The organism is Micromonospora tulbaghiae (assembly GCF_900091605.1).
Lineage (GTDB): Bacteria > Actinomycetota > Actinomycetes > Mycobacteriales > Micromonosporaceae > Micromonospora > Micromonospora tulbaghiae.
Genome location: NZ_FMCQ01000001.1, coordinates 29344 through 55149, shown reverse-complemented (window position 1 = coordinate 55149; position 25806 = coordinate 29344). Strand labels below are relative to the sequence as shown.

General features: G+C 72.5%; 28 protein-coding genes and 3 tRNA genes. 18 read left to right on the top strand and 13 right to left on the bottom strand.

Translation table 11 applies throughout. From position 1 onward, the window contains the following. Positions 1–56: 56 nt before the first annotated feature. Positions 57–914, bottom strand: a complete 858-nt coding sequence (locus GA0070562_RS00250; RefSeq protein ID WP_091413298.1) for a hypothetical protein — start codon at positions 912–914, stop codon at positions 57–59. An 84-nt stretch (positions 915–998) separates the two neighbouring features. Between GA0070562_RS00250 and GA0070562_RS00245 the strand changes: the two genes are divergently transcribed. Together GA0070562_RS00245 and GA0070562_RS00240 are read left to right on the top strand one after the other, a co-directional pair. Continuing rightward, the gene (locus tag GA0070562_RS00245) at positions 999–1529 is read left to right on the top strand and encodes a peptidylprolyl isomerase (protein ID WP_091413296.1); all 531 of its coding nucleotides are present in this window, start codon (positions 999–1001) and stop codon (positions 1527–1529) included. A 25-nt stretch (positions 1530–1554) separates the two neighbouring features. Next, positions 1555–2496, top strand: a complete 942-nt coding sequence (locus tag GA0070562_RS00240; protein WP_175438577.1) for a rhomboid family intramembrane serine protease — start codon at positions 1555–1557, stop codon at positions 2494–2496. An 11-nt stretch (positions 2497–2507) separates the two neighbouring features. Here GA0070562_RS00240 and GA0070562_RS00235 read toward each other — a convergent pair whose 3' ends face one another. Next, positions 2508–2939 carry a PH domain-containing protein gene (locus GA0070562_RS00235; protein ID WP_175438576.1) on the bottom strand — a complete coding sequence of 144 codons (432 nt, stop codon included), beginning with the start codon at positions 2937–2939 and terminating at the stop codon, positions 2508–2510. Between the two features lie 99 nt (positions 2940–3038). Here GA0070562_RS00235 and GA0070562_RS00230 point away from each other — a divergent pair, with 99 nt between their 5' ends. The 6 genes from GA0070562_RS00230 to GA0070562_RS00205 all read left to right on the top strand — a co-directional run bounded on the left by GA0070562_RS00230 (position 3039) and on the right by GA0070562_RS00205 (position 8442). Next, positions 3039–4211 (top strand): thiolase family protein, encoded by a 1173-nt coding sequence (locus GA0070562_RS00230; protein WP_091413294.1) that lies wholly within the window; start codon positions 3039–3041, stop codon positions 4209–4211. 108 nt (positions 4212–4319) lie between these two features. Then, the gene (locus GA0070562_RS00225; protein ID WP_091413291.1) at positions 4320–4832 is read left to right on the top strand and encodes a hypothetical protein; all 513 of its coding nucleotides are present in this window, start codon (positions 4320–4322) and stop codon (positions 4830–4832) included. Between the two features lie 67 nt (positions 4833–4899). Next, positions 4900–5583, top strand: coding sequence for a response regulator transcription factor (locus GA0070562_RS00220; RefSeq protein WP_091413289.1), 684 nt, complete (start codon positions 4900–4902; stop codon positions 5581–5583). Next, the gene (locus GA0070562_RS00215) at positions 5576–7006 is read left to right on the top strand and encodes a sensor histidine kinase (protein WP_091413287.1); all 1431 of its coding nucleotides are present in this window, start codon (positions 5576–5578) and stop codon (positions 7004–7006) included. The genes GA0070562_RS00220 and GA0070562_RS00215 overlap by 8 nt, the downstream gene beginning before the upstream one ends. A gap of 58 nt (positions 7007–7064) precedes the next feature. Further along, positions 7065–7652, top strand: a complete 588-nt coding sequence (locus GA0070562_RS00210; protein ID WP_091413285.1) for a hypothetical protein — start codon at positions 7065–7067, stop codon at positions 7650–7652. A gap of 79 nt (positions 7653–7731) precedes the next feature. Next, positions 7732–8442 (top strand): glycosyltransferase family 2 protein, encoded by a 711-nt coding sequence (locus GA0070562_RS00205; RefSeq protein WP_091413283.1) that lies wholly within the window; start codon positions 7732–7734, stop codon positions 8440–8442. Between the two features lie 70 nt (positions 8443–8512). On the opposite strand, the gene GA0070562_RS00200 is transcribed toward GA0070562_RS00205, so the two are convergent. Both GA0070562_RS00200 and GA0070562_RS00195 read right to left on the bottom strand, forming a co-directional pair. Next, entirely contained in the window at positions 8513–9388 is an 876-nt protein-coding gene (locus GA0070562_RS00200) for a transketolase family protein (RefSeq protein WP_175438620.1), read from the bottom strand. A 14-nt stretch (positions 9389–9402) separates the two neighbouring features. Further along, the gene (locus tag GA0070562_RS00195; protein ID WP_091413279.1) at positions 9403–10086 is read right to left on the bottom strand and encodes a transketolase; all 684 of its coding nucleotides are present in this window, start codon (positions 10084–10086) and stop codon (positions 9403–9405) included. Between the two features lie 46 nt (positions 10087–10132). On the opposite strand from GA0070562_RS00195, the gene soxR reads away from it, so the two are divergent. Continuing rightward, complete coding sequence (gene soxR, locus GA0070562_RS00190) at positions 10133–10585, top strand: redox-sensitive transcriptional activator SoxR (protein ID WP_091413277.1); 453 nt, start codon at positions 10133–10135, stop codon at positions 10583–10585. A 3-nt stretch (positions 10586–10588) separates the two neighbouring features. On the opposite strand, the gene GA0070562_RS00185 is transcribed toward soxR, so the two are convergent. Both GA0070562_RS00185 and GA0070562_RS00180 read right to left on the bottom strand, forming a co-directional pair. Next, the gene (locus tag GA0070562_RS00185; RefSeq protein ID WP_091413275.1) at positions 10589–11563 is read right to left on the bottom strand and encodes an NAD(P)H-quinone oxidoreductase; all 975 of its coding nucleotides are present in this window, start codon (positions 11561–11563) and stop codon (positions 10589–10591) included. Positions 11564–11572: 9 nt separating this feature from the next. Then, positions 11573–12112 (bottom strand): AAA family ATPase, encoded by a 540-nt coding sequence (locus GA0070562_RS00180; RefSeq protein ID WP_254663697.1) that lies wholly within the window; start codon positions 12110–12112, stop codon positions 11573–11575. A gap of 96 nt (positions 12113–12208) precedes the next feature. Here GA0070562_RS00180 and GA0070562_RS00175 point away from each other — a divergent pair. From GA0070562_RS00175 to GA0070562_RS00165, 3 genes are all read left to right on the top strand, one after another. Beyond that, positions 12209–12298, top strand: a tRNA-Ser gene (locus GA0070562_RS00175). 59 nt (positions 12299–12357) lie between these two features. Further along, on the top strand, positions 12358–13047 hold the full coding sequence (locus GA0070562_RS00170; protein ID WP_091413273.1) for a DNA alkylation repair protein: 690 nt from the start codon (positions 12358–12360) through the stop codon (positions 13045–13047). Between the two features lie 40 nt (positions 13048–13087). Further along, positions 13088–13621, top strand: coding sequence for a YbhB/YbcL family Raf kinase inhibitor-like protein (locus GA0070562_RS00165; RefSeq protein WP_091413270.1), 534 nt, complete (start codon positions 13088–13090; stop codon positions 13619–13621). Between the two features lie 33 nt (positions 13622–13654). On the opposite strand, the gene GA0070562_RS00160 is transcribed toward GA0070562_RS00165, so the two are convergent. Next, entirely contained in the window at positions 13655–14365 is a 711-nt protein-coding gene (locus GA0070562_RS00160) for a class I SAM-dependent methyltransferase (RefSeq protein WP_091413268.1), read from the bottom strand. 208 nt (positions 14366–14573) lie between these two features. On the opposite strand from GA0070562_RS00160, the gene GA0070562_RS00155 reads away from it, so the two are divergent. Then, positions 14574–16352: a DUF6311 domain-containing protein gene (locus tag GA0070562_RS00155; RefSeq protein ID WP_091413266.1), complete on the top strand. Its 1779-nt coding sequence runs from the start codon at positions 14574–14576 to the stop codon at positions 16350–16352. 4 nt (positions 16353–16356) lie between these two features. Here the strand turns inward: GA0070562_RS00155 and GA0070562_RS00150 are convergent, their stop codons facing one another. Next, positions 16357–17139: a hypothetical protein gene (locus GA0070562_RS00150; protein ID WP_091413264.1), complete on the bottom strand. Its 783-nt coding sequence runs from the start codon at positions 17137–17139 to the stop codon at positions 16357–16359. Positions 17140–17460: 321 nt separating this feature from the next. On the opposite strand from GA0070562_RS00150, the gene GA0070562_RS00145 reads away from it, so the two are divergent. After that, entirely contained in the window at positions 17461–18993 is a 1533-nt protein-coding gene (locus GA0070562_RS00145; protein ID WP_091413261.1) for a peptide deformylase, read from the top strand. Between the two features lie 67 nt (positions 18994–19060). On the opposite strand, the gene GA0070562_RS00140 is transcribed toward GA0070562_RS00145, so the two are convergent. Further along, positions 19061–20182, bottom strand: a complete 1122-nt coding sequence (locus tag GA0070562_RS00140; RefSeq protein ID WP_091413260.1) for a globin domain-containing protein — start codon at positions 20180–20182, stop codon at positions 19061–19063. 122 nt (positions 20183–20304) lie between these two features. Here GA0070562_RS00140 and GA0070562_RS00135 point away from each other — a divergent pair, with 122 nt between their 5' ends. Further along, entirely contained in the window at positions 20305–21078 is a 774-nt protein-coding gene (locus tag GA0070562_RS00135; RefSeq protein WP_091413258.1) for a CPBP family intramembrane glutamic endopeptidase, read from the top strand. A gap of 30 nt (positions 21079–21108) precedes the next feature. On the opposite strand, the gene GA0070562_RS30495 is transcribed toward GA0070562_RS00135, so the two are convergent. Continuing rightward, entirely contained in the window at positions 21109–21753 is a 645-nt protein-coding gene (locus GA0070562_RS30495) for an EcsC family protein (RefSeq protein ID WP_225853090.1), read from the bottom strand. On the opposite strand from GA0070562_RS30495, the gene GA0070562_RS30490 reads away from it, so the two are divergent. The 3 genes from GA0070562_RS30490 (at position 21754) to GA0070562_RS00120 (ending at position 22948) form a co-directional block, all read left to right on the top strand. Further along, complete coding sequence (locus GA0070562_RS30490) at positions 21754–21912, top strand: hypothetical protein (RefSeq protein WP_225853091.1); 159 nt, start codon at positions 21754–21756, stop codon at positions 21910–21912. Between the two features lie 833 nt (positions 21913–22745). After that, positions 22746–22836 (top strand) — tRNA-Ser (locus GA0070562_RS00125). A 36-nt stretch (positions 22837–22872) separates the two neighbouring features. Further along, positions 22873–22948, top strand: a tRNA-Arg gene (locus GA0070562_RS00120). A 132-nt stretch (positions 22949–23080) separates the two neighbouring features. On the opposite strand, the gene GA0070562_RS00115 is transcribed toward GA0070562_RS00120, so the two are convergent. The 3 genes from GA0070562_RS00115 to GA0070562_RS00105 are packed head-to-tail and all read right to left on the bottom strand — an operon-like array spanning position 23081 to position 25803. After that, a complete protein-coding gene (locus GA0070562_RS00115) occupies positions 23081–23701 on the bottom strand; it encodes a response regulator (protein WP_091413256.1) in 621 nt (206 codons plus the stop codon). Continuing rightward, entirely contained in the window at positions 23698–25032 is a 1335-nt protein-coding gene (locus GA0070562_RS00110; RefSeq protein WP_225853096.1) for a sensor histidine kinase, read from the bottom strand. The genes GA0070562_RS00115 and GA0070562_RS00110 overlap by 4 nt, the downstream gene beginning before the upstream one ends. 6 nt (positions 25033–25038) lie before the next feature. Continuing rightward, positions 25039–25803 carry an ABC transporter permease gene (locus GA0070562_RS00105; RefSeq protein ID WP_208576547.1) on the bottom strand — a complete coding sequence of 255 codons (765 nt, stop codon included), beginning with the start codon at positions 25801–25803 and terminating at the stop codon, positions 25039–25041. Positions 25804–25806: the final 3 nt, after the last annotated feature.

The window sequence follows — 25806 nt, the reverse complement described above, 5'->3', positions numbered from 1 at the left end:
GAAGCGCCGGCCACGCGGGGTGTCCCGCGTGCCGGCGCTGATCCGACGGTACGAGGTCAGCGGCGACCGCTGGCCTTCGCGGCGTTCTTGCCGGCCTGCACAGCCTTGGTGATGTCGTCGGCCGGGCGGCCGGAGACGTCCCGGGCGCCCTCGGCGACGGAGGGGACCTGGTCGTTCGGGTGGATCACCGGCTGGCTGCCGGAGGTGGCGGTCGACGCGCTGCTGCCCTTGGCCACCGCCGAGGAACCGGCGCCGGTCGGACCGGCCTGCGTCACCTTCGCGCTCGCGTCCGGGGTCTCCACCACGATCGTGTCCACGTCCTCCCGCATCGGCTCCAGCTTGTCGCGACCGGTCGCGCCGAGCGTGCCCGTCGCGCCGAGCGTGCCCGTCGCGCCGAGCGTGCCGGTCGGGTCGTACTCGGCCCACTCCTGCTGCTCGCGGCGGCGGCGCATGGCCATCGCACCGGCCAGACCGGCGACGGTGCCGGCCACCAGCAGGCCCGCGGTCATGCCCCGCGACCTGCGCTGCTTCTTCTTTCCGGCCTTCATGTTCTTCGCCTTCTTCGTCATCGCGGACTGCTTCGCGGCCATCACCTTGCGGCCGCTCGACGCCTTGCCGGCGGCCTCGACCCGGGCGTTGCGCACGGCCAGCAGCACCGGCGCGACCGCCGCGGCGGTCGACGCGAACCCACTGGAGGCGCGGTCCCGGACCAGGACCGCGGTCGGCGCGACGGCGACCCGGGCTGCCTGGACCCGCGGGCCGACAGTGGCGCCGGCACCCTTCGCCGCGTGCGTGGCGGCCTGCCTCAGGTGACCGATGCCCTGGTTCAGCTCGACCTTGGCGAGCTGGCCCTGGGTCTTTCGCCGCCCGATTCCAAACACGGTCCCACCTCCTGGGAGTTGTTCCTTCGTCATCCTCCACCTTCGAATGCCTCCGCATGGCCAGATCGGGCACATGGGAGGATCCGCAAGGAACTGAACTACGAGTGAGGAGTACCCGTGGCCGAGGCTGTCTACGCCACCTTGCACACCAACGCCGGCCCGATCCGGCTGGAGCTCTTCCCGAACCACGCGCCGAAGACCGTCCGCAACTTCGTGGAGCTGGCCGAGGGCACCCGGGAGTACATCGATCCGCGTACCGGTCAGCCGGGCAGCGGGCCGTACTACGACGGCACCGTCTCGCACCGCGTGATCAGCGGTTTCATGATTCAGATGGGCGACCCGACCGGCACCGGCCGCGGTGGCCCGGGCTACAAGTTCGCCGACGAGTTCCACCCGGAGCTGCGCTTCGACCGGCCGTACCTGCTGGCGATGGCGAACGCCGGGCCGGGCACCAACGGTTCCCAGTTCTTCATCACGGTGTCGCCCACGCCACACCTGAACAACCGGCACACCATCTTCGGTCAGGTGGCCGACGAGCAGTCGGTGAAGGTGGTCGACTCGATCGCCAACACCCCGACCGGTCCGAGCGACCGGCCGATCCAGGACGTGGTGATCGAGCGGGTCGAGATCGAGCACAAGCAGTCCTGAGCGGTACGCGGGTACCTTTGCTCGCATGACTGAGCGCTCCGGCCAGCCAGGCGACGCCACCGGGGGTCCGGTGCCGACCACCCCGGTCTGCTACCGGCACCCCGGCCGGGAGACCTACATCCGGTGCAGTCGATGCGATCGGCCGATCTGCACCGAGTGCATGCGGGACGCCTCCGTCGGGCACCAGTGCCCGGAGTGCGTCGCCGAGGGCCGCCGCAGCGTGCGGCCGGCGCGTACCGCCTTCGGTGGCGGTGCCGCCGGCCGCCAGGGCAACGTCACCAAGGCGCTGATCGCGCTGAACGTGGTGATGATGCTGCTGTCCGTCCTCTCGGCGCGCAGCGGGACCGCCGTGGCCGGTGGCGGCCTGGGCGGCCTGATGGGCAGCGGGACGCCGCTCACCGAGTGGGGGGCGGTGCTCGGCCTGGCGCGCTTCCCCGACGGGCATGTCGGCGGGGTGGCCGACGGCGAGTGGTACCGGCTCGTCACCGCCATGTTCCTGCACTACGGCGTGCTGCACCTGCTGCTGAACATGTGGGCGCTCTGGGTGCTCGGCCGGACGCTGGAGGCGGTGCTCGGGCCGCTGCGCTTCCTGGCGCTCTACCTGCTCGCCGGGCTGGGCGGCAACGTGGCGGCCTACGTCTTCACCGAGCCGAACAGGTTCACGGCCGGCGCCTCCACCGCCGTCTTCGGCCTGTTCGCCGCCGTCTTCGTGATCATGCGGCGGCTCGGCCGGGACACGTCGGCGATCGTGCCGATCCTGGTGATCAACCTGATCTTCACGTTCACCGTGCCGAGCATCTCGGTGGCCGGTCACCTCGGCGGGCTGGTCGTGGGCGCCCTGGTGGCACTGGTCCTGGCGTACGCCCCACGGTCGCGGCGGACCGTGTTCCAGGTGGCGGGCTGCGCGATCGTGCTGGTCGCGTTGATCGGCCTGACGCTCGTCCGGACCGCCGCCCTGCTCGGCTGAGCCGAGCGGTCTCAGCGCGCGGGGCGGGCCTCGGTCAGCGCCGCGGCCACCTCGTCCAGCGGGGCGTCCAGGTCGCGGCGGCCGAACAGGTGCAGCGACTCCCCGGCGTCGATCTCCAGCGTCTCCGCGGTGATCCCGCGTCGGGCGCGCCGGTCCAGGCGGATCGCCTCCACCGCGTCCCACGGCAGGCGGCGCCGCCCGGCGAACCCCCGCAGCACGGTGAGCCCCTCCGGGTCGACGGCGAGGCGGACCGGTGCGACCACGTCGCGCAGCGCCCAGCCGAGCAGGCCGGCGGCGGCCAGCCCGGCGAGCGCCGGACGGACCGGGTCGCCGGCGGCGAAGACCAGCCCCAGGGCGACGAGCGCGAGCGCGCCGACCGCCTTGATCACCGGCACTTCGCGCGGCACCCGCCACTGCCGGACCGGCGGCGACTGTGGATCCATCCGCCCAGCATGCCAGCCGCACCTGCCGCACGCCGGGGGAGGACGACCGGTCCGGTCAGCACGTAGGATCGGGGCAAGCGAGGTTACCGGGGAGTAGACATGAGTGACGCGGTCATCGTCGGCGCGGTACGGACCCCGGTCGGGCGGCGCAAGGGCAGCCTCGCCGGAGTGCACCCGGTCGACCTCTCGGCGCACGTGCTGCGCGCGCTCGCCGAGCGCACCGGCATCGACCCGGGCCAGGTCGACGACGTGGTGTGGGGCTGCGTGTCGCAGGTCGGCGAGCAGTCCTGGAACGTGGCCCGCAACGCCGTGCTCGCCGCCGGCTGGCCGGAGTCGGTCCCGGGCACCACGCTCGACCGCCAGTGCGGGTCGAGCCAGCAGGCGCTGCACTTCGCCGCCGCGACGGTCCTCTCCGGCCAGGCCGACCTGGTCGTGGCCGGTGGCGTCGAGTCGATGACCCGGGTGCCGATGGGCTCCAGCGTCGCCGGCGGCATGCCGTTCAGCGCGGCGATCCTGGAGCGCTACCGCGGCGTCGAGGGCGTCGCTGCGGACTCGCCACTGCCGTTCAACCAGGGCGTCGGGGCCGAGCTGATCGCGCAGCGGTGGCGCTTCTCGCGTACCCAGCTCGACGAGTTCGCGCTGGCCAGCCACGAGAAGGCGGCCGCCGCGCAGGACGCGGGCGCGTTCGAGGCCGAGCTGGCGCCGGTGGCGCTCGCCGACGGCGGCAAGTTCTCCGCCGACGAGGGCATCCGCCGCGACACCTCGCTGGCCAAGCTCGGCGAGCTGGCCACCCCGTTCCGCGCCGACGGCGTGGTCACCGCCGGGTCCGCGTCGCAGATCTCCGACGGCGCCGCCGCGCTCGCGGTCACCACAGCCGAGTGGGCCAGCCGGCACGGCCTGCGCCCGCTGGCCCGGGTGCACACCGCAGTGGTCGCCGCCGACGACCCGGTCACCATGCTCACCGCGCCGATCCCGGCCACCGCGAAGGCGCTGCGCCGCGCGGGGCTGGGCATCGAGGAGATCGGGGTGTACGAGGTGAACGAGGCGTTCGCCCCGGTGCCGCTGGCGTGGCTGGCCGAGACCGAGGCGGACCCGGAGCGGCTCAACCCCCGGGGCGGGGCGATCGCGCTCGGTCACCCGCTCGGCGGGTCCGGCGCGCGGATCATGACCACGATGCTCCAGCACATGCGGGACAACGGCATCCGCTACGGCCTCCAGACCATGTGCGAGGGTGGTGGCATGGCCAACGCCACGATCGTCGAGCTGCTCTGATCCGACCGGCGGCCGGTGTCGCACCGCTGGTGCGACTTGCACGTGTGGAAGTTCCAGAAATCGGGCGTGACCCATATCACCCCTGGTCATCGGCTCGTTGGACCGGGCATGGACGTGTTCTCGCGAACGTTCCTTCCGGCCGCCGCCGAGACCGGCCTGGCGACCCAGACCGTCACCCGGCACATGCCGGTGTTCCGCCGGTGCGTCGGCTCCGGCGACGCGACCATCCTGCTCACCCGGTGCAGCCGCCCGGACGACCCGGTGGGCGGCGACTACCTGATGCTCCTCACCCACCGGCGGCTGGTGGTCACCCGGCAGACCCGGGTGCTGCACCGGCTGCGCCTGCACCTCAACACCGAACTGCGCGAGCTGAGCAACGTGACGTGGAGCCCCGATCCCCGCGCGCACCGCGTGGAGCTGGCGGCCACGGCGATCGACGGGGTACGCGAGCGGTTCGTCCTGCGTACCCACCACCCGAAGCAGGTGTGGCAGCTCGACGCGCTGCTCAACCACGCCTTCCGGACCCGCCTGCGTACGCCGGCCGAGCGGGTGGTGGCGACCATCGGCGAGTCGCCGGCGGCCGTCCGCCCGACGGTGCTGAGGCCCGCCCCGGCGCGCTGACGTCCTCTTACCTGATCCGAACATTTCCTGACCGGCTCGGCGGTCACCGGTCGGTCATCATGAGCCGGTGACCGCAGCCGCCCCGCCCGGGCTCGTCCTCGTGGTGGAGGACGAGCCGGCCATCGCCGACCTGGTCCGGCTCTACCTGACCCGGGACGGGTTCGGCGTACACCTGGAACGGGACGGCGAGGCCGGGCTGGCCGCCGCGCGGCGCCTGCGCCCGGTGGCCTGCGTGCTCGACATCGCGCTGCCCGGTCTGGCCGGCACCGAGATCTGCCGCCGGCTGCGCGCGGCCGGCGACTGGACTCCGGTCATCTTCCTCACCGCCCGCGACGACGAGGTGGACCGCGTCGTCGGCCTGGAACTGGGCGCTGACGACTACGTCACCAAGCCGTTCAGCCCGCGCGAGCTGCTCGCCCGGCTGCGGGCGGTGCTGCGCCGCACCGCAGGCACGCCCGCCGAGCAGCCCCGCACGCTCGGTGCCGTCACGCTCGACCCGGCCCGCCGGACGGTGACCGCCGGCGGCACGCCGGTGCAGCTCACCTCCACCGAGTTCGACCTGCTCGCCCATCTGATGGCCCGGCCCGGCCGGGTGTTCACCCGGGAGGAGCTGCTGGCGGGCGTGTGGGGGTACGCGGCGCACGCCGGCACCCGGACCGTCGACGTGCACGTGGCGCAGGTGCGGGCCAAACTCGGCCCGGACAGCGTGATCCGCACCCATCGGGGCGTCGGGTACGCCGCCGATGCCTGAGCAACCGACAGTGCCGATCCCGCGTACCGGTCCGGCTCGACCCGGCCGGCGGCCCGGGCGGACGCTCACCGCCCGCGCCGTGCTGGCCACCTGCGCGGTGGCGCTGGTGTCGGTGCTCGTCACCGCGCTGGTCGCGGTGCCTCTGGCGGTACGCGGCGCGGAGCGCCGGGACCAGGAGGCACTCGCCGCCCAGGCCCGGCTCGCCGCCGACGTGCTCCGGGTGCGGCCGGTACGCCAGCGTGACGGCGCCGGGGACCGGCTCATCCGGCAACTGCGCCAGCAGCGGATCGACGTGTACGTGATCCGGGACGGCCGGGCCGACCGGCCGGGTCTGCCCCGGCCGCTGGTGACGCGAGTGGCCGGCGGCGAGAACGTCTCCGGCCGGCGACTGGTCGAGGGGGAACGCCGGCTGGTCGAGGCGCGGTCGCTGCCCGGTGGCGACGGGGTGGTGCTGACCCGGGCCCGTAGCGCCGCGCCCTGGCGGCAGGTGCTGCGCGGACTGTGGCTGCCGCTGCTCGCCGGACTCGCCGCCGGGGCGGCCGCCGGACTGCTGCTCGCCCGCCGGCTGGCCCGGCCGATCCGTACCGCCGCCACCGCCGCCGCCCGGCTGCGTGCCGGGGACCGGGCGGTCCGGGTGCCGGTCGAGCCGCCCGACGAGGTGGCCGACCTGGCACACGCGCTCAACGGCCTGGCCGCCGCGCTCGCCACGAGCGAGGGACGGCAGCGCGAGTTCCTGCTCTCCGTCTCGCACGAGTTACGGACCCCGCTCACCGCGATCCGCGGCTACGCCGAGGCGCTCGCGGACGGTGTGATCGAGGCCGACGCGGTGCCGGCGACCGGCCGGACCGTGCTCGCCGAGGCCGAACACCTGGACCGGCTGGTCCGCGACCTGCTGGCACTGGCCCGGTTGGAGGCGGTCGACTTTCCCCTGGAACCGGTGCCGGTCGACCTGACCGGGCTGGCCGCCGACGCGGAGCGCAGCTGGTCCGGCCGGTGCGCGGCGCTCGGGGTGCCGTTCCGGCTGGAGACGCCGGGGGAGCCGGTGCCGGCGTACACCGATCCGGGCCGCATCCGGCAGGTTCTGGACGGGCTGCTGGAGAACGCGCTGCGGGTCGTACCGCCGGGGGCGCCGGTGGTGCTCGCGGTCCGGGCCGACGGCCCGGCGGGCGGCGGGGTGCTGGAGGTCCGGGACGGCGGACCCGGCTTCACCGACGACGACCTGCGGGTGGCGTTCGAGCGGGGCGCGCTGAACGAGCGGTACCGCGGGGTGCGCAAGGTGGGCAGCGGGCTGGGCCTGGCGCTCGCCGCCGGGCTGGTCCGCCGGCTCGGCGGGGACATCGCCGCCGGCCACGCGCCGGAGGGCGGAGCGGCCTTCACCGTCCGGGTGCCCCCGGATCCTTACGCGGCTCGAACATCGGCTTGACCGTCCCCTCGCGTCGGTGCGGAACGCTCGGATCGTCACCGCGAGGAGAGGACCACAGATGAGACGTCAGCGAATCGTCACCGGCGCCACCGCACTGCTCGCCGCCGCGGCGCTCGTGCTCGCCGGGTGCGGCGCGACCCGGTCCGGCGCGGCGCCGGACGACGGGGTCGAGGTGAGCGCCGCCCTGGGTGCGGACGGCCAGGCGCTCGCGGCGCTCGGCGTCGACGCCGGGGAACTGGACGTGGATCCGGTCGCCGCGCCGGCGCCCTCCGATACGCCGCAGGCCGGGCCGGACGGCAAGGGCGAGCGGGCGAAGGAGGGACACAAGCGGCACCGCGCCAGGGTGCTGCTGCGGCGCAACACGCTGCACGGCGAGGCAGTGGTGAAGACCAGGGACGGCGGTACGAAGACCGTCGCGGTCCAGCGCGGCGAGGTGACCGCGATCGACGAGAGGTCGATGACTGTGAAGTCCACCGACGGTTTCACGGTGACGTGGACGTTCGGTGAGAAACTGCGGGTGGTCGAGCGGCGGACCACGATCCGATCGACCGACATCAAGATCGGTACGACGGTCGGGGTGGCCGGCGCGAAGGACGGCGACCGCAGCGTGGCCCGGCTCGTGGTGGTACCACTTCGCCAGGAATAGGGTGCCTGGGCTGTCGTGACCTGAGCAATGTGCCAGGCTACGCTATGCCCCGACCTGCCATCGCCTCCGTGGAGATTCCGTGAAGCTCTCGATCCTCATGCCGGTCTACAACGAGGAAGAACGAATCGCGGATGCCCTCAAGCAGGCATTGGCGGTCGACTACCCGTGCGAGATCGAGCTCGTCGTCGTGGACGACGGCAGCCGGGACGGCACCGGCGAGATCCTCGGCCGCGTGGACGACGCCCGCCTGCGGGTGATCACCCACCAGCGCAACGCCGGTAAGGGCGCGGCCATCAAGACGGCTGTCGACAGCGCCGAGGGCGAGTACATGGTCATCCTCGACGCCGACCTGGAGTACGACCCGCAGGACATCCCGCGCCTGCTGGAGCCGGTGCTCGACGGCCGGGCGACTGTCGTCTACGGCAACCGGACCTTCGGCAGCCACAGCTCGTACAGCTTCTGGTACGTGATGGGCAACAAGGGCGTCACGCTCGCCGCGAACGTGCTCTACAACTCCTACATCGGCGACCTGGAGACCTGCTTCAAGCTGATGCCGCTGGAGCTGTACCGCTCGCTCGAGGTCCGCTCCCGTGGCTTCGGCATGGAGGCCGAGGTCACCGGCAAGCTGCTGCGCCGCCGCATCCGCCCCTACGAGGTGCCGATCAGCTACCGCGCGCGGGGCCGCGAGGAGGGCAAGAAGATCACCTGGAAGGACGGCGTCGAGGCGATCTGGATCCTGGCCCGCGAGCGCGCCCGCCGCCGCCCGGCCAATCCCGCCGCCGCGCACTGAGCCCGTACCGACGGAACCCCGCGATCCCGGCACCAGCCGAGGTCCCGGGGTTCCGTCGTGTCCGGGACGCTCAGGTGAGGAACGCGTCGACCGAGCGGCGCAGCCCGGTGGCGTCCAGGCCGTGCCAGCGTTCGTGGTCCTCGGCGCTGCCGTAGCGGCGCAGGTCCCTGCGGCCCACCCCGAGCGCCAGCAGCCGGTGCGGCCGGTCGGCCAGCGCCTCCGACACCACCCGCGCCGAGGTGCCCGCCAGGTACGGCTCGACCAGGATCACCTCGGTCGTGGCGAGCGCCCGCAGCCCGGCCGTGTCGAACGGTCGCGGCCGGTGGGTGTAGGCCACTGTGACCGGCCGGTCGGCCGTCGCCGCCACCGCCGCGTCCAGCACCGGGCCGACCGCGACCAGCAGCGGCGCGCCCGGCCCGGCGTCCCGGACCACATGCAGGTCACCTGCCCGCGGGTACGCGGCGGTGTTGCTCCGGATCGACAACCGCAGGTACGCCGAGTCCTGCCCGCACACGACGTCGCGCAGCAGCGGCCGGACCTCGTCCGGGTGCCCCGGCACGTGCACGGTCCAGCCGTCCAGTGTGTCCAGCAGCGCCACGTCCGCCGGCCCGAGGTGGGTGCGTCCCGCCGACGCGCGGTCGTACGAGCCGCCGATGCCGACGAGCACCGCGCCGACGTCCTGGTGGTCGAGGTCCAGCTTGATCTGCTCGTACGCCCGCTCGACCAGGAACGGGGCGTAGCTGTGCACGATCGGCCGCTGCCCGGTCAGCGCCAGCCCTCCGGCCACCCCGATCATCAACTGTTCCCGGATGCCCACGTTGATCACCCGGTCCGGGTACCGGGCGGCGGCCGGCTCGAACGCGGCGGCGGAGATGTCGGCGAGCACGACTGTCGTACGCGGATCGGCGAGCACCTCCTCGGTGCTTGTCACGAACGCGTCCCGCATGGTGCTGGTCATGCTCACTCCCCGTCCGTGACGACCGCGACGACGACGTGCGGCCGGTGATCGTCGTGCCCGGTGAGGGCGCCGTGCAGGGCGTCGTGGTCGCGCCCGTCGACCGTGGCGGCGCTCCACCCGTTCACCGTGAACCGGCTCGCCGCACCACCCGGCCAGCCGTACGTGGCCGAGCGGTTGTCCAGCACGATCGCTGTCAGGTTGCCCAGCCCGGTCGCGCCCGCGTACGCGATCGCCTCGTGGTTGGAGCCCTCGTCCAGTTCGGCGTCGCCGAGCAGCACGTACACCCGGGGTCCGGTGCGGCCCTGGGCCCGCAGCCCGAGCGCGGTGCCCACGCCCAGCCCGAGCCCGTGGCCCAGCGAACCGGAACCGATCTCGACCCCCGGCACCAGCGTCCGGTCCGGGTGGTCGCCGAGCCGGCTCGCCGGGCCGCCCTGGTCGTCCAGCCACTCGGCGGGCAGGAAGCCGCGGGCGGCGAGCAGCGCGTAGTACCCGGCGACCGCGTGGCCCTTGGAGAGCAGGAAGCGGTCCCGGTCCGGGTCGGCCACGGTGGCCGGGGTGATCCGGAGCACCCGGTCGTAGAGCACCTGGAGCACGTCGAGCGTCGAGTACACGTTGGCGCCGAACTCGCGGCCGGCGCGCACCCGGTCCAGAAGCGCGCCCAAGTCGGTGGCGGTGGTCGTCGTCATACCGCTAGCCTCCGACTTGAAGCGAACTTCAACTCAAGGCCGTGTGATGCACGAAGCAACACTGACCATCGGGCAACTCGCCGACCGCAGTGGCGTCGCGCCCTCGGCGCTGCGGTACTACGAGCGGCTCGGCCTGATCCACGCCGTCCGCACCGGCGGTAACCAGCGCCGCTACGCGCGCACCGAGCTGCGCCGGGTGGCCTTCATCCGGATCTCCCAGCAGGTGGGTGTCTCGTTGGAGGAGATCCGGGCGGCGCTCGACTCGCTGCCGTCGGGGCGTACCCCCACGCCCGACGACTGGGCCGCGCTGTCCCGCGCTTGGCGGGACCGGTTGGACGAACGCATCCGGCTGCTCGGCAAGCTCCGCGACGACCTGGACGGCTGCATCGGCTGCGGCTGCCTGTCGTTGCAGCGCTGCACGCTCTACAACCCCGGCGACTCGCTCGCCGCCGAGGGGCCCGGCCCGCGCCTCATGCTCCCGCGCCCCGGCCAGGGCTGACCCTCACCGAACCAGCAGCACCTTGCCCAGGTGGTCGTTCGTCTCCACCAGGCGGTGCGCGGCGGCGGCGTCGGCCATGTCCACCCGGGCGTGCACCACCGGCCGAATCCGGCCCGCCTCCACCAGGGGCCACACCTGCTCGCGTACGCCCCGGACGATCGCCGCCTTCTCCTCGACCGGGCGGGACCGCAGCGCTGTCGCGTGCACCGCCGCGCGCTTCGTCAGCAGCATCCCCAGGTCGAGTTCGCCCTTGCGCCCGCCCTGCATGCCGATCACCACGAGCCGCCCGCCGGTCGCCAGGGCGGCCACGTTCCGGGGCAGGTAGGACGCGCCCATGATGTCGAGGATCACGTCCGCGCCCCGGCCGTCGGTGACCCGGCGTACCTCGTCGACGAAGTCCTGCTCGCGGTAGTCGACCGTGTGCGCGGCGCCCAGCTCCCGCAGCCGCTCGTGCTTGGCCGACCGCGCCGTCACCACCACTGTCGCGCCGAGCGCCACGCCGAGCTGGATCGCGAACGTGCCGATCCCGCTGCCGCCGCCGTGCACCAGCAGCGTGTCCCCCTCGACCAGCCGGGCCAGGTCCACCACGTTCGACCAGACCGTGCTGGCCACCTCTGGCAGCGCCGCCGCGTCGACCAGGTCCACCCCGGCCGGCACCGGCAGCAACTGCCCGGCCGGAACGGCGACCTGCTCGGCGTAGCCGCCGCCGGCCAGCAGCGCGCAGACCTCCTGGCCCACCGACCAGCCGGTCACGCCGGGACCGAGCGCACGCACCGTCCCCGAACACTCCAGACCGGGGTACGCGGACGCGCCCGGCGGCGGCGGGTAGTGCCCCTGCCGCTGCAACAGGTCGGCCCGGTTCACCGCGCTCGCGCGCACCTCGACGATCACCTCACCGGGGCCGGGCTCCGGGTCCGGCACGTGGGTCCAGACGAGCGCCTCGGGTCCGCCGGGTTCCGTGATCGTGATCGCGCGCATGACTCAGTCTTACCCGATCTGCCCGTCGGTCCACGCGCGGGCGAGGATCTCCGTCACCGTCTCCTCCGGCGTCTGGTCGGAGGTGTCCAGCCAGAGCCCGATCCGGGGCGTGTCGGCCCGGAACCCGGCGTCCAGGTCCGCGACCGGCCAGTCGCCGTACCCGTTCTTCGACCGGTCCCGTTCGCGGACGGCGACCACCTCCGGTCGGGGCGCGAGCACCACCACGGCGAACGGCCGGTGCCGGATGCGGCCGATCATGGCCGGCAGGTCCGCGCCGAGCACCACGTCCTGGAGTACGACCGTGAAGCCCGCGGACGCGTACCGGTCGGCGGTCGAGGCGGCCAGGTCGTAGCGGAGCCGGAGCTGCCGCAGTGCCTCGTCGGTCGGCTCGGCCGTCATGTCGGCCCGACCGTTCACGATCACGCGGCGGAACACGTCGCCGCGCAGGTGCACCGACCGGGGCAGCCGCCGGGCCAGCCCTTCGGCCACTGTGGACTTGCCGGCGGCCATGATTCCGCTGATCAGCACCACTGCCGGGCTCTCCCACACGCACACATTCTCGCAGGGGAGGTGGGACGGCGGCTTGCCCGGTACGGGGTTCGTGGCAGACTGGTCCCCGGTCGCGCACCCCTCGGGGGCGTGCCGGGAGGGTTCGCCTAGTGGCCGATGGCGCTGGTCTTGAAAACCGGTAAGGCAGCGATGTCTTCGTGGGTTCGAATCCCACACCCTCCGCCACTCTCACTCACCCCCGCCCGGTCGTAGGCTGCGTGACGCCGCGACGACGGGAGGCCGGGGTGGCAGAGACGACGACGGCGGCCGCGGCGATGGCCGAGCTGGCCGCGCTCGACGATCCGAAGATCCGCGCGGTCAACGAACGGCACGGCGACGACCACGGGGTCAACCTGGGCAAGCTGCGGGCGATCGCGAAGCGCCTGAAGACGCAGCAGGACCTCGCGCGCGAGCTGTGGGCGACCGGCGACAGCGCGGCCCGGCTGCTGGCGCTGCTGATCTGCCGGCCGAAGGCGTACGGGCGGGACGAGCTGGACGCGATGCTGCGCGAGGCGCGTACGCCGAAGGTGCACGACTGGCTCGTCAACTACGTGGTGAAGAAGAGCCCGCACGCCGAGTCGCTGCGCCTGGCCTGGTCGGCCGATCCCGATCCGGTGGTGGCGAGCGCCGGCTGGGCGCTCACCACCGAGCGGGTGGCGCGGAACCCGGACGGGCTGGACCTGGCCGGCCTGCTCGACGTGGTCGAGGCGGAGATGGCGGACGCGCCGGAGCGCCTCCAGTGGGCGATGAACCACTGCCTGGCGCAGATCGGGATCGAGCACGCCGCGTACCGGGAGCGTGCGATCGGGATCGGCGAGCGGCTCGGGGTGCTCAAGGACTATCCGACGCCGCCGGGCTGCACGTCCCCGTACGCGCCGGTCTGGATCAACGAGATGGTGCGCCGGCAGCACGGTGGCGCGGACAACGGGGTATGAAGGGGCGCAGGACATTCGCGTACCCGGAAGGACCGTTTCGATGACCCTGGAACGACCGATCGCGCCGGACCCGTACGAGCTGCTGCCGACGGTGCCGTCGTTCGACCTGACCAGCGACGACGTGCACAACGGCGAGCCGATGGACGCGCGGTACGCGCACGGCAGCACCGGCGGGGAGAACGTCTCCCCGCAGCTGTCCTGGTCGGGCTTCCCGGCCGAGACCAAGAGCTTCGTGGTCACCTGCTTCGACCCGGACGCCCCGACCGGCAGCGGCTTCTGGCACTGGGTGCTGGTGAACCTGCCCGCGTCCGTCACCGAGCTGCCCACCGGCGTGCGTGAGGCCGACCTGGACGGCGCGTTCAGCGTCCGCAACGACTACGGCGACACCGGCTACGGGGGCGCGGCGCCGCCGGCCGGGGACCGCCCGCACCGGTACGTGTTCGCGGTGCACGCGGTGGACGTGGACCGCCTCGACATTCCCGCCGGGGCCAGCCCGGCCTTCGTCGGCTTCAACCTGGCGTTCCACACGCTGGCGCGGGCGGTCATCCGCCCGACGTACCAGATCAAGGAGTGACCGGCGGCCGGGGGCCGTCGCGGCCCCCGGCCCTCAGGCCGGTACGCGGGCGACGGCGAAGACGGACTGGCCGAACGGCGGCCGGACGCGCTGCTCGGCGGCCTTGGTGACGGGCAGGACGAGGGTGTCGTACACCTTCACCATCGGGCCCTCCTTCGGCATCAGCCGGAAGACCTTGGTGGCCATGAAGTAGCCGATCAGGCCGAGCGCGTTGGCGTAGTGGATCCGCTCGACCGTGAGGCCCGCCTCGGTCATCGCCGCGGCGAGCGTCTTCTTCGTGTAGCGGCGGACGTGACCGGTGGCGATGTCGGCAGGGCTCATGGCGAACTGGAACGCCGGCACGATGATGACCACGGCGCCGCCGGGGCGGACCAGGTCCCGCATGCTGCGCAGCGCGCCCACGTGGTCGTCGATGTGCTCCAGCACGTTGTAGGAGACGGCGGCGCTGTAGTCGCCGCGCTCGTGGTGCGGGAGGAGCATCTGCCGGACCTCGACGCCCGGGTGGTCGGACAGCCGCTCCTTGAGCTGGACCAGCCGGTCCGGGTCGGCCTCGGTGGCGGTGATCCGGGGTACGTGCGCGGCCCAGGCCGAGGCGTAGTCGCCCAGGCCACTGCCGATCTCGATCGGGTTGTCACCGAGGTAGGGCACCGCCAGCTCGACGAACCACTGCCGGTGGTTGACAGCCGTCGCCAGGCCTTCGAGCACCTCGGACTGGACGCGCTGATCCCCAGTGATTTCTGCCATGCGTCGATTCCTCACGATATGACTGACCCGCGCCTGGACCGTCAGAGTCAACCATCTGGATGGCTGATGGGGAAATCAGGGGACGGAGAGGGGCCGAATTGTGATCCGGAGGGGTGCCTGTTCGGCGGTCGGCGAACTCGGCACATAGTACGTGATTCCCCGGAACATTGCACGTGCCCGTCATACCCTGACTACGCTCTGAAATGTCATGACTACTCCGGAAAGCAGCGCGAGTACGACGAAATCGGGGCAGGGTAGGCGGATCGACGCGCTCGCCGTGCTCAGCTTCGTGCTGCTCGCGTTCTGGGTGACCGTCCGGTTGTGGGTCGATCCACGCAATGGTGTCCGCGACAATCGTACCGATCAGGCGCAGTTCGAATGGATGATGGCGCACGGTGCGCGAGTCGTCACCGATTTCGCCTATCCGTTCACCTCGGACCGGATGAATGTGCCGGACGTCGTCAATTTGATGGCGAATACGTCCGTATTATCCGTATCCATACCCCTGGCCCCGATAACGCTCTGGGCTGGTCCCCGCTGGTCATTCCTGATTTTCCTCACGCTCGGGCTCGCTGCGACCGGAGTGTCCTGGTATTTCCTGCTCTCCCGGGTGGCCGTCGGAGCCCGTGGCCCGGCGTGGCTCGGCGCGGCCTTCTGCGCGTTCGCGCCGGCGATGATCTCGCACGCCAACTCGCACCCCAACATCGTCAGCCAGTACGTGGTGCCGCTGATCATCTGGCGGACGCTGCGCCTGGCCGAACCCGGCCGGTGGCTGCGCAACGGCGTCCTGCTCGGCCTCGTGATCGTCTGGCAGGCGTTCCTCAACCTGGAGATCCTGCTGATGACCGCCATCGGGCTCGGCGTGGTGGTGCTCGCGCTGGCGTTGGGGCGGCCCGCCCTGCGGTCGGCGGCACGCCCGTTCGCCGCCGGGCTCGGGGTGGCCGCGGTGGTAGCCGGGGTGCTGCTCGCGTACCCGCTCTGGGTCCAGTTCTTCGGCCCGGGCGCGTACAGCGGGCTCTCCACGCTGATCCGGGGCTACTCCACCGACCTCGCCGCGTACGTGGCCTGGTCGCGGGAGTCGGTCGCGGGCGACGCCCGGGGCAGCGAACCGCTCGTCAAGAACGCCACCGAGGAGAACGCGTTCTTCGGCTGGCCGCTGGTGATCCTGGTGGTCGCCCTGGTCTGGTGGCTGCGCCGCAACGCCGTGGTGCTCGGGCTCGCAGCGGTCGGGCTCGTGTTCGCCCTCTTCTCGCTCGGCCGGGAGATCCGCTACGACGGGCGGGACACCGGCATTCCCGGCCCCTGGGCCGCGCTGGAGAACCTGCCGGTCCTGCACTCGGTGGTGCCCACCCGCTGGTCGCTCGCGCTCACCCCGATCATCGGCGTGCTGCTCGCGCTCGGCGCCGACCGGGCCCGGCGGCTCGCCGTACGGCATCCGGACGCGCGCGACCAGATCAGGTTCGCCACGGTCACCGTGCTCGCGATGGCGCTGCTGCCGATCCTGCCCACTCCGCTGCCCGCGAAGCGCCTCGAACCGACCCCGGTGTTCGTCACCTCCGGCGCCTGGCGTCCCTACGTCGCCGACGGGCGGAGCATCGTCACGCTGCCGCTGCCCGACACCACGTACGCGGTCCCGCTGCGCTGGTCCGCCGAGACCCGGCTGGACATGCCGCTGGCCCGCGGCTACTTCCTCTATCCGGACACCCGCCCCGGCGGGGACCGGATCGCGCTGTTCACCGCGCCGCCGCGTCCCACGAGCACGTTCTTCGAGACGGTACGGCGCACCGACGCGGTGCCGCCGATCACGCCGCAGGACCGGGTGGCCGCCGTGGACGACCTGCGCTACTGGCGGGCCGGGGCGGTGATCCTCGACCCCCGGCTGCCGCAGGCCGAGGCGCTGCGCCGGGCGATGACGGAGCTGAGCGGGATCACGCCGAGGCGTACCGGCGGGGTGTGGTTGTGGGACGTCCGGCCGCTGGCCGGCTGAGCGGTCAGCCCTGGCGGACGCAGCAGCCCTGGCACACCTTGGGCCGGGGCAGCGTGAACGCCAGACAGCAGGTACGCCGCTGCACGGTCGGCTCGCCGGCCGGGCCGGGCACCAGCTCGACCAGGTCGCTCAGGTCCAGCGCGTCGAGCACCGTGCCGACGGCCGCCGTGGCCGAGCCGGGCAGCGCGTCCGAGGCGCGCAGGATGCCGTGCGCGATGCCGGAGGCAACCGAGCCGAGCAGCGTACGGGTGCCGATCCGGACCTCGCCCTGGATGGCGCCGATCAGCGGCGCGAAGTGGGCGTCGAGCAGGGAGGCGCGCAGAGCGCCGAGCAGCGCCGCCTCGTCCGGCACCACCGCCACTCCCGGAGCGCCGGCGAGTGCCAGCGGGTCGCCGGGCAGCACGGCCACCGGGGTCGAGGCGCGCAGTCCCAGCGTGAGTAGCTGGTGGTGGTCCTCGAAGTGCACGAGGACGTGGGCCGGGTCGAGCAGCGGCACCCGGCGGGCGGACGCCCAGCCGAGCACCGCGGGCAGCGCAGTCCAGTAGCTGTAGGACTTCCAGGCCAGCGCGGCGCAGGCGTGCGGGGTGCCGCCCCAGCGGCGGCCCGCGGCGGTCAGGAACTCGGCCAGCAGCGTGCCGTCGATCAGCCGGGTGGCAGGGGACCAGCGGTCCAGTTCGTCGTGGACCAGCAGGCCGGGTGCGAGCCCGGGCAGGTCGTCGGTGCCGAACATGGCGCGCAGGGTCGCGGTCACCGGGGCGAGCGGGGTGGCGGCGTCGCGCCCCGGCATCACCGCAGTCACCTGGCCGTCCCCTGTCCTGTCGCCCTGCGGTCGGCGCCTGCCGTCGACCCAAGCTAAGGCTAGCCTAACCACTCTCCCGGCGGGAGGGGAAGAGGTGCCGCGGCATTGCGGGGAGGCCCCCGTCACTGGCGCGTCGTCGCGTACTACCCGGCCCTGGAGACGGAAAACGCCGCCGGAGAACCGGCGGCGGACGGCGTAAGGATCGACGTACGCCGCTGAAAAGTCAAGGTGAGTGTCGAATACGAGGCAGTTTCCGTACACGTTCGGCCACCCAACGTGAAAATGGTCTTCCCGCGTACGAGGAAGCTGATGACGACCTCACCGATCGAGCGTGCCGCGGACTCGTTCGCGGCGGAACTCGCACGGCACCGGACCGGCCGAGGGCTGTCCAAGAAGCAGCTGGCGACACTGATGGGCTTCGACCCGTCCTACGTCAGCCACGTCGAAGGGCGCCGGCACCGGCCCACCGAGGACTTCGCCCGCCGGGCCGAGGCCGTCCTGGAGGCCAGCGGCGCGATCTGGCAGCGCTTCCGGGAGTACGACGAACTGCGGCACGGCCGGACCGGCACCGCCCACCGCGACCCGCCCGTACCCGGTCAGTGGCTTCCTCCCGGCACCGGCCTCGTGGTGGAACGGGAGGTGGCCACGCTCACCCACACCGGTGACGGCTACCACTGCGCGATCCGGCGGGAGCTGTACAACGCGGGCACCGAACCGGTCACCCGCTACCTGGTCCGGGTCGCCGTCGACCGCTTCCCCAACGACCCGGGCCGCTCCAACCGGCACCACCGGGAACACCCGCTCACCTTCGCCGAGCTGCAACTCACCGCGTACCGGGACGACGGCAACGGACACGAGCCGATGCACTGGCGGGCCAAGCACGACCGGGACGCGTTCAAGGAGATCTGGCTGCTGTTCGAGAACGACGAGGGACGCTTCCCGCTCTACCCCGGCGACCGGGTCATCATCGAGTACGCGTACCGCGTCGGCCGGGACAAGTGGGGCCCCTGGTTCCAGCGGGCCGTACGCCTGCCCACCCGGCACCTGGCGGTGCGGCTCGACCTGCCCGCGGACCTCGACCCCAAGGTGTGGGGCGCGGAGACCTCGCTGTCGGCGGAGGAGGGGCCGCTGCGTACCCCGATCCAGCGTTCGGTGGACGGCGGCCGGGTGGTCTTCGACTGGGGGACCGACGACCCGCCGCTGAACGCCCGATACCGAATGCAGTGGCGGTTCCGCAGCCCCGAGCCGGACGCCGAACCGGACAGCGCGCCCAACGGCGACGCCCGGGTGCGGGCCGGCGACCGGATGCGGGCCGTGGGAATCGTGCAGCGCGGCGACGACCTGCTGCGGCAGCGGGCCCGCCAGTTCGACCTGCCGGCCGACGAACAGCACGCCCGGCAGGTGATCGACCGGCTCGCCGGGATGCTGGTCCGCCTGGACGAGCTGCACCCGTTCAGCAAGGGCGTCGGCCTCGCCGCGCCCCAGCTCGGCATCGGCTGGTCCGCCGCGCTGGTGCGCCCGGCCGACCGGGCCGCCGACCCGGTGGTGCTGCTCAACCCCCGGGTGGTGGACGCCGCCGCCGAGACCGACGAGCAGTACGAGGGGTGCCTCTCCTTCTTCGACCACCGCGGCCTGGTGCCCCGGCCGCTGCGCATCGACGTGGAACACGCCCTCTGGGACGGCAGCCGGGTGATCACGTCCTACGAGTACGCGATGGCGCGGCTGGTCGCGCACGAGATCGACCACCTGGAGGGGCGGCTCTACGTCGACCGGATGGCACCCGGCGTGCCGCTGGTGCCAGTGGAGGAGTACCGCGAGACCGGCACCCCGTGGCGTTACTGAGAAACGGGGGGCCGGGTCGCGTGCCCCAGGGGGCGGGGGCACGCGACCCGGCTCGGGGGGAGCAAGGTCAGAGGTTGCCGAACGTGTCGTACCGGATGTGGTCCGGCGGGACGTCGTCGGCGGCGAGCGCCCGCAGGGTGGCCCGGACCATCGCGGCCGAGCCGGAGACGTAGCAGTCGTGCGTGGTCCACGGGCCGTACCGGGTGACCACCTCGGAGACGTCACCGAGTTCGCCGCCGAAGTCCGGGTCCTCGCTGCACGCCGGCGTCACCGACAACCACGGGTGGGAGGCCACCAGCTCCTCCAGGCCGGGCAGCCCGTACAGCTCGTCCGGGCGGCGCGCGCCGTAGAAGACGTGCACCCAGCGGGTCCGGTTGACCCGGGTCAGCTCCTCCACCAGCGCCTTGATCGGCGCCAGGCCGACCCCGCCGGCCACGCAGAGGACGTCCCGGGTGGACTCCGGGTCCAACGTCATCGACCCCATCGGCGCGGCCACCCGCAGCAGGTCACCCGGCTTGGTACGGCGCACCAGCGCGCCGGACACCCAGCCCGCCGCGCCGGGCGGCGTGCGGACGTGGAACTCCAGCACGTTCTCCTCGTTCGGCGCGTTCGCCACCGAGTACGTCCGCCACACCCGCGGGTGGTAGCGCGGCACCTCCACGCTCACGTACTGCCCGGCCCGCCAGGGCAGCGGATCCTGGAGCGCACGTACGGTCAGCACCGCCGTGTCCGGGCCGTGCCGCTCGTGCGTCAGCACCTCGGCGTGCCAGAACGGGGGGTTCTCGTCCGCCTCCGCGCCGGCCAGCATCCGCTCGCTGATGCCGGCGTACGCCTCCCGCCACGCCTGGTCGTACTCCAGGTTCCAGCCGTCCCCGGCGGTGCTGCGCAGCGCGTCGAGCAGCGCGACGCCCATCGTCGCGTAGTGCTCGGCCGCCACGTGGTACTTGCGGTGGTCCCGGCCCAGCGCCCGCAGGTACTCGTCGAAGCTCTCCGGGTCGCCCACCGTCTGGGTGGCGGTGACGATCGCCTCCAGGATGCGGTCACCCTGGCCGTTCATCTGCACCGGGAAGAGCTTGCGCAGCTCCGGGTCGAGGAGGAACAGCCGGGCGTAGAAGTGACCGCTGAGCCGCTCCCGGTTCTCCTCGACCAGGGCCCAGCTCTCCTTCAGCAGCCGCGCGAAGTTCTCCACAGGGGCACGCTCCTTCTCCGTACGGGCGGATCGGCCCCCATAGAATGTCCACGGAGCGTGTACGCCGGTCGCACAGACTGTGCGACCGTCCGGCCCGGTCGCCGAAGTGCTTTCATGGTCCGGTGACGGTTGACGAGCTGGCCCGCCCGGTCTCCCGCCGGATGCTGGGCACCGAGACGCTGCTCGTGCTCGGTCTGTCCCTCGGCCAGTCGGCCGTGTACGCACTCGTCTCGCTGATCGCCAAGCTGACCGCGACCGGTGGACTGTCCAAGCAGACCGCCGCCCTGAACACCTCCGCGTCGGCCCGGCCGTACCTCGACCTCACGTACCAGCTGCTCGGGATCGTCTTCGCGCTGCTGCCGGTGCTGCTCGCCGTACACCTGCTGGCGCGCGACCCCGGCGACCCGGCACGGACGCTCGGCGTCGACTTCCGCCGGCCCGCCTCCGACCTGGCCCGGGGCGCGGGCCTGACCGCGCTCATCGGCCTGCCCGGGCTGGCGCTGTTCTGGGCGGCGGCGCAGCTCGGCATCAACGCCACGCTGGTCCCGGCCGCGCTGCCGGACCTCTGGTGGACGGTGCCGGTGCTGATCCTCGCCGCCGTGCAGAACGCCGTGCTGGAGGAGGTGATCGTGGTCGGCTACCTGATCACCCGGCTCCGGCAGCTCAACTGGCGGATCGGCGCGGTGCTCGCCACGAGCGCGCTGCTGCGCGGCTCCTACCACCTCTACCAGGGCTTCGGCGCGTTCGTCGGCAACGCCGTCATGGGCGTCATCTTCGGGCTGTTCTACCTGCGTACCCGCCGGGTCGCCCCGCTGATCGTCGCGCACACGCTGCTCGACATCTTCGCGTTCGTCGGCTACGCGATGCTGCCGAAGTCCTGGTTCGACTGGCTCTAGGTCGTCGCCACCTCACCGTCCTGCCGCCGGTCAGGCGCGGCGTGGCCGGTATCGGGCGACCGCCCGCGCGGCCACCCGCTCCGCAGTCGCCGTACCGCCGGTCGCGGCCGCCAGCGCCGCCGCCCCCGGCAGCAACCGCGCCGCCAACCGCAGCCCGAGCCAGCCGCCCGCCTGCGCGGCCACCGGCGTGGCCAGCCGCCAGGCCGCCTCCGCCACCCGACCCCACGGACCCTCCGCCGGAGCATCAGCCGCCCGAGCCGCCGCCAGCGCCGCCCGCGCGGTGCCGTCGTCCGGGTGCACCAACGTGAGCACCAGCAGCTCGGCCGCCCGATCCGGGTGCGCCGGATCCCGCCCGTACGCCGCCGCCAGATGCAGCACCAGGTTCGCCTGCGTCCAGAGCACCGCCGCCAGCTCCGCGACGGGCGCGAACAGCCCGGCACCCGCCGCCAGCGCCCCACCCGTACCGGCCATCCGGACGAACCGCCGCGTCGCCAGCCGGGCCACCCCGTCGGCGTCCGCCTCCGGGTAGGCCCGCCGGACCTGCTCCACCCAGTCCCGGGCGCGCGGCCCGAGCACGTCGACCGCCGCCAGGGCCAGCAGCTCCGGCGCGAACCCGGGGTGGTCGCGCAGCTGCGGCCCCACCGCCCGCCAGCCCTTTTCCGGGGTACGCGCCACGTGCTGGACGTCGACGGTGGCTGGCGGGGTCTCGGTCTCGTCGTGCGGCTGCTCTTCTTCCGGCCGGTCCAGGGCGGGCGGTTCGATCTTCCGGCTCTCGTCGGCTGCGGATTGGTCGACGGACAGGGCTTGACCGCCGGCTGCGGGTTCGGCGGCTGACGCCGCTGGCTGCGGTGCCGGAGTGGCTATGGTGGCCGTGGCCGCCGCGGAGGACTCCGTAGTCGTGGGCGTCTTGGCGCTCTTGGTGGTCCGGGCTCCTCTCGCTGGCGTGGGGCCGGGCTTCTCCGCGGTGACCGCGTCGGTCCCGCCGGGCTCCTGCCCGGACGCGGCGGCTTCCGGCTCGGCCGGTGCCTCGGGTGCCACCTGCTTCGGAAGGGTCGCCTTCCGGGCGGCCTTCCTGACTGCGGGAGAGGCCTTCTTCGGGGCGACCTTCTTCGCGGCGGGTGCACGGCGGGTCCGCTTCGGCGTCTCGTCCCCGCCCGGAGGTTCGGCGGGCACCGACTCCTCGGCCGGACGGCGTGATTGCGCGGCCGGCTTGTCCGGAGGCGTACTCGTGCCGGCCTCGGCGGGCACGGGGTCGGGCTGTGCAGCGGGAGGCGTACCCGGATCGTTTGTCGGAGGCTCGGCGGCCGGACGGGGACGCGGCGTCGGCGCTGCGGCGTCGGTCGGTGTCGGCGGCTGGAAGACGACTGTGGGCGGCGACCGGCGCGGACGCCGGGATGCCGGCGTGTCGCTCGTCGCGTTCTCCGCGGCGGGATCCGGTGTCGGTGGGTTGAACGTCGGTCGTGGGGAGCGGCTCCGCCGGGCCTTGGCTGCGGGCTCGCGACGGGGCGGATCGCTCGGCGGCTGCTCCTGCATATCGATGGAGCGTAGCCGTGGACGTGATCTGGCACACGACGGAAACGCGGTCACGGGGGCCGGTCCCGGTATCCGCTTTGCCCCGGGCGGGTGCGGGCCTGTATCCTCGGGCGCGGTGACCTCGGGGTCACCAGGGAGACTTCGCCTAGTCTGGTCTATGGCGCCGCACTGCTAATGCGGTTGGGGTCTTAAAGCCCCTCCCGGGTTCGAATCCCGGAGTCTCCGCGCGAAAGCCGGTTGTGTAGACTGGCCGAGCACCAGGCGCCCGTAGCTCAACGGATAGAGCATCTGACTACGGATCAGAAGGTTAGGGGTTCGAGTCCCTTCGGGCGCACCAAAGATCAAGGCCGTGACCTGCGGAAACAAGGGTCACGGCCTTTTTCTTTCCCATTTTCGACTCCGAGTCGTCGTCCATCCCGATCTGGATGCCGCTCGCGACGATCCTGCCGTGCGGCGGCCGGCGGCGGCCTCAGGTGAGCAGGCGACGACGGTAACCCTCGGCAACCGCCGACGCTCGATCACGTACCCCGAGTTTGTCGTAGATGTGCTGGAGATGGGTCTTGATGCTTGCTTCGCCGATGAACAACGCCTTGGCGGCGTCGCGATTCGAGTTGCCGTTCGCGACCAGTTGCAGCACCTGCTTCTCCCGATCGGTCAGTGTGCCGGCGCTGGGCCGCCGTATCTGCCCCATGAGGTGCTGCGTCACCGACGGCGCGAGCACCGACTCGCCGCGCGCGGCCGCCCGGACCGCCCGCATCAGCTCGTCCGGCAGAGCGTCCTTCAGGAGGTAGCCGATCGCGCCCGCCTCGATCGCCGGCAGGACGTCGCTTTCGCTGTCGAAAGTCGTCAGGACCAACACCCGGACGTCCGGGGTCCGCTCACGGAGGGTAGCGGTCGCGGCGACACCGTCCAGCACGGGCATCCGCAGGTCCATGAGCACGACATCGGGCACCAGCGCCGTCGCCCGCTCGATGCCCTCGGCACCGTCGCCGGCCTCGCCGACCACGACGATGTCCTCGGCGTACGCGAAGGTGTCACGCAGGCCACCCCGCACGATCGGATGGTCGTCGACGATCAACAGCCGGATCATCGGTCGGTCTCCTCCTTCGTTGCGGCACCCGCGGGGGTGATCGCCGGAACGCGCGCACTGACGGACGTCCCTTCACCCGGTGCGCTCTGCACCTCCACGTGGCCGCCGACGCCCCTGATGCGCTGCCGCATGCTGGTCAGGCCGAATCCGGTGCCGGTCGCTGTCGTGAACCCGCGTCCGTCGTCACGCACGTCGAGCAGCACCTCGGTGCCCGTGTAGGACAACGTGACACCGACGCGGGAGGCCGCGGCGTGCTTCGCCACGTTGGTCAGGGATTCCTGCGCGACGCGGAAGAGTGACACCTCGATGGCAGGGCTCAGCGGCTCGATGTCGCCGGTGACCTCCAGATGTGCTCGCGTCCCCTCGTCCCGTGACCAGCGCTCGGTGAGTGTGCGGAGCGCGTCGGGCAGGTGAGCCCGGGCGAGATCCTGTGGAGCGAGCGCCCGCACGGAACGCCGGGCCTCGGTGAGGCTGCTGCGCGCGAGCTGGAGCGCGCGGGTGACGTGCTCCTGCGTCTCGCCCCGCACACTTGCGGACCGCTGGGCGGCCTGCAGTTGAGTGATGATGCCGGTGAGGCCCTGCGCCAGGGTGTCGTGGATCTCACCGGCCAGTCGCTGCCGTTCGTCCTGGGCGCCGGACTCCCGGGCCTGGACGACCAGTTGGGCGTGGAGCCCGGCGTTCTCGTGCAGCGCCGCCTCGAGTCGCTCGACGAGTCTCTCCCGCTTGCGTTCCTCCGGCTCGCTGCGCGCGGTGAGCAGGATGCCCGCCCCGATCGCCGCGGTCTGCACGGCGACGATCAGGATGAACTGCGCGAGAGCCTCCGGGGCGGGGTCCGCCCACACTCCCATCGCCGACCCGTTGAGGGCAACGGAGGTGGCCAGGACTCCGAGCACCCCCACCGGCCATGGCTTGAGCAGGTAGGCGTGGAAGAAGCCCGCGATGGTGAAGACGAGGAAGATGTCGGAGTACGTCATGAGGGTGACGCACAGAGCGAGCAGTCCGACGACGTAGACGGCCATCGGCATCCGCCGCAGCCTTCTCCTCCTGATGGGCCGTGTGTGCCCGAACAGCACCCACAGCACCGCGACCATGACCAGCGCGAGCACGGATGCCCCCTCCGGCCAGAAACGTTCACCGGAGGTCGGCAGCACCCACGCGAAGTAGATCGCCGTCGAGATCGTCAACAGCAGCCACGGTGTGAACAGATGCAGCAGGTCCCAGACCCGCAGCTGCTCCTCTTTCCAGGCCAGCCGGGAGCGATTGGCGATCTCTGCCTCTTCCGCGACGGCGGAGGGATGCGTAGGGGAGCCGGCCCCGGCAACTCGGGTCATCGTCACCTATTCCCAGCGGAAGAGCTTCGCGGCGACCGAGCTCAGGATCACTGCGATGCCCGCCATTATGGCAATCTGCAGCCAGAAGGGCTGCCCACCCGCGGTGGCGGTGATCTCGCCCGCTTCGGCGGACCATGCCGCGGTGAGAGCCTGCAGACCGGGCGGGACGAACTGGCCGGCCTCGCGCAGCAGGTCGGGCATGAGGGTCCGGGGCAGGAAGGCCCCGCCGAAGAACATCAGCGCCACGAACAGCAGGGTGCCGATCTGGTTCGCGGCACTGCTCGTGCGGACCACCGCCGCGGAGATCATGCCGAGCCCGAGCAGAGCCGCATACCCGACGAGGAAGGCGACCGCGAGCTCCACGGGCCGCGCGGGCGGCGCGATGTCCAGCACCGCCCACCCGGCGAAGATCATGAGTGCCGCGGAGACGACCACCGAGGCGAACGCGACGATCATCTGCGCGAGCAGGATGGTGCGTGGATGCGCGGGCGTGGTCGACACCCTGCGCAGGATGCCGCGCTCCCGATACGTCGTGATCACCGCCGGGACGTGCTGCACGGCGATCATCACCATCGCGAACACCAGTGCGGTCGGCGCCCAGATGTCGATGGGCCGGAGCCCGCCGGTCTCCGGCGACGACTCCCGCAGCGCCGGGACGGCACCCAGCCCGAGCAGCAACCCGGTCGGGAACAGCACCCCGAAGAGGACGGTGGCGGAGTCACGCAGCAGGAGTTTCGCTTCAATTTTGATCATGTTCGTGAGAGCAGGCACGAG

What these genes read in the sequence shown, in the direction of transcription:
- GA0070562_RS00200 (WP_175438620.1), bottom strand. Translation starts at nt 9,388, where the DNA reads ATGCGGGACGCGTTCGTGACAAGCACCGAGGAGGTGCTCGCCGATCCG.
- GA0070562_RS00110 (WP_225853096.1), bottom strand. Translation starts at nt 25,032, where the DNA reads ATGACCCGAGTTGCCGGGGCCGGCTCCCCTACGCATCCCTCCGCCGTC.
- GA0070562_RS00155 (WP_091413266.1), top strand. Translation starts at nt 14,574, where the DNA reads ATGACTACTCCGGAAAGCAGCGCGAGTACGACGAAATCGGGGCAGGGT.
- GA0070562_RS00250 (WP_091413298.1), bottom strand. Translation starts at nt 914, where the DNA reads ATGACGAAGGAACAACTCCCAGGAGGTGGGACCGTGTTTGGAATCGGG.
- GA0070562_RS00185 (WP_091413275.1), bottom strand. Translation starts at nt 11,563, where the DNA reads ATGCGCGCGATCACGATCACGGAACCCGGCGGACCCGAGGCGCTCGTC.
- GA0070562_RS00115 (WP_091413256.1), bottom strand. Translation starts at nt 23,701, where the DNA reads ATGATCCGGCTGTTGATCGTCGACGACCATCCGATCGTGCGGGGTGGC.
- GA0070562_RS00165 (WP_091413270.1), top strand. Translation starts at nt 13,088, where the DNA reads ATGACCCTGGAACGACCGATCGCGCCGGACCCGTACGAGCTGCTGCCG.
- GA0070562_RS00195 (WP_091413279.1), bottom strand. Translation starts at nt 10,086, where the DNA reads ATGACGACGACCACCGCCACCGACTTGGGCGCGCTTCTGGACCGGGTG.
- GA0070562_RS00145 (WP_091413261.1), top strand. Translation starts at nt 17,461, where the DNA reads ATGACGACCTCACCGATCGAGCGTGCCGCGGACTCGTTCGCGGCGGAA.
- soxR (WP_091413277.1), top strand. Translation starts at nt 10,133, where the DNA reads ATGCACGAAGCAACACTGACCATCGGGCAACTCGCCGACCGCAGTGGC.
- GA0070562_RS00160 (WP_091413268.1), bottom strand. Translation starts at nt 14,365, where the DNA reads ATGGCAGAAATCACTGGGGATCAGCGCGTCCAGTCCGAGGTGCTCGAA.
- GA0070562_RS00240 (WP_175438577.1), top strand. Translation starts at nt 1,555, where the DNA reads ATGACTGAGCGCTCCGGCCAGCCAGGCGACGCCACCGGGGGTCCGGTG.
- GA0070562_RS00215 (WP_091413287.1), top strand. Translation starts at nt 5,576, where the DNA reads ATGCCTGAGCAACCGACAGTGCCGATCCCGCGTACCGGTCCGGCTCGA.
- GA0070562_RS00210 (WP_091413285.1), top strand. Translation starts at nt 7,065, where the DNA reads ATGAGACGTCAGCGAATCGTCACCGGCGCCACCGCACTGCTCGCCGCC.
- GA0070562_RS00235 (WP_175438576.1), bottom strand. Translation starts at nt 2,939, where the DNA reads ATGGATCCACAGTCGCCGCCGGTCCGGCAGTGGCGGGTGCCGCGCGAA.
- GA0070562_RS00225 (WP_091413291.1), top strand. Translation starts at nt 4,320, where the DNA reads ATGGACGTGTTCTCGCGAACGTTCCTTCCGGCCGCCGCCGAGACCGGC.
- GA0070562_RS00230 (WP_091413294.1), top strand. Translation starts at nt 3,039, where the DNA reads ATGAGTGACGCGGTCATCGTCGGCGCGGTACGGACCCCGGTCGGGCGG.
- GA0070562_RS00150 (WP_091413264.1), bottom strand. Translation starts at nt 17,139, where the DNA reads ATGCCGGGGCGCGACGCCGCCACCCCGCTCGCCCCGGTGACCGCGACC.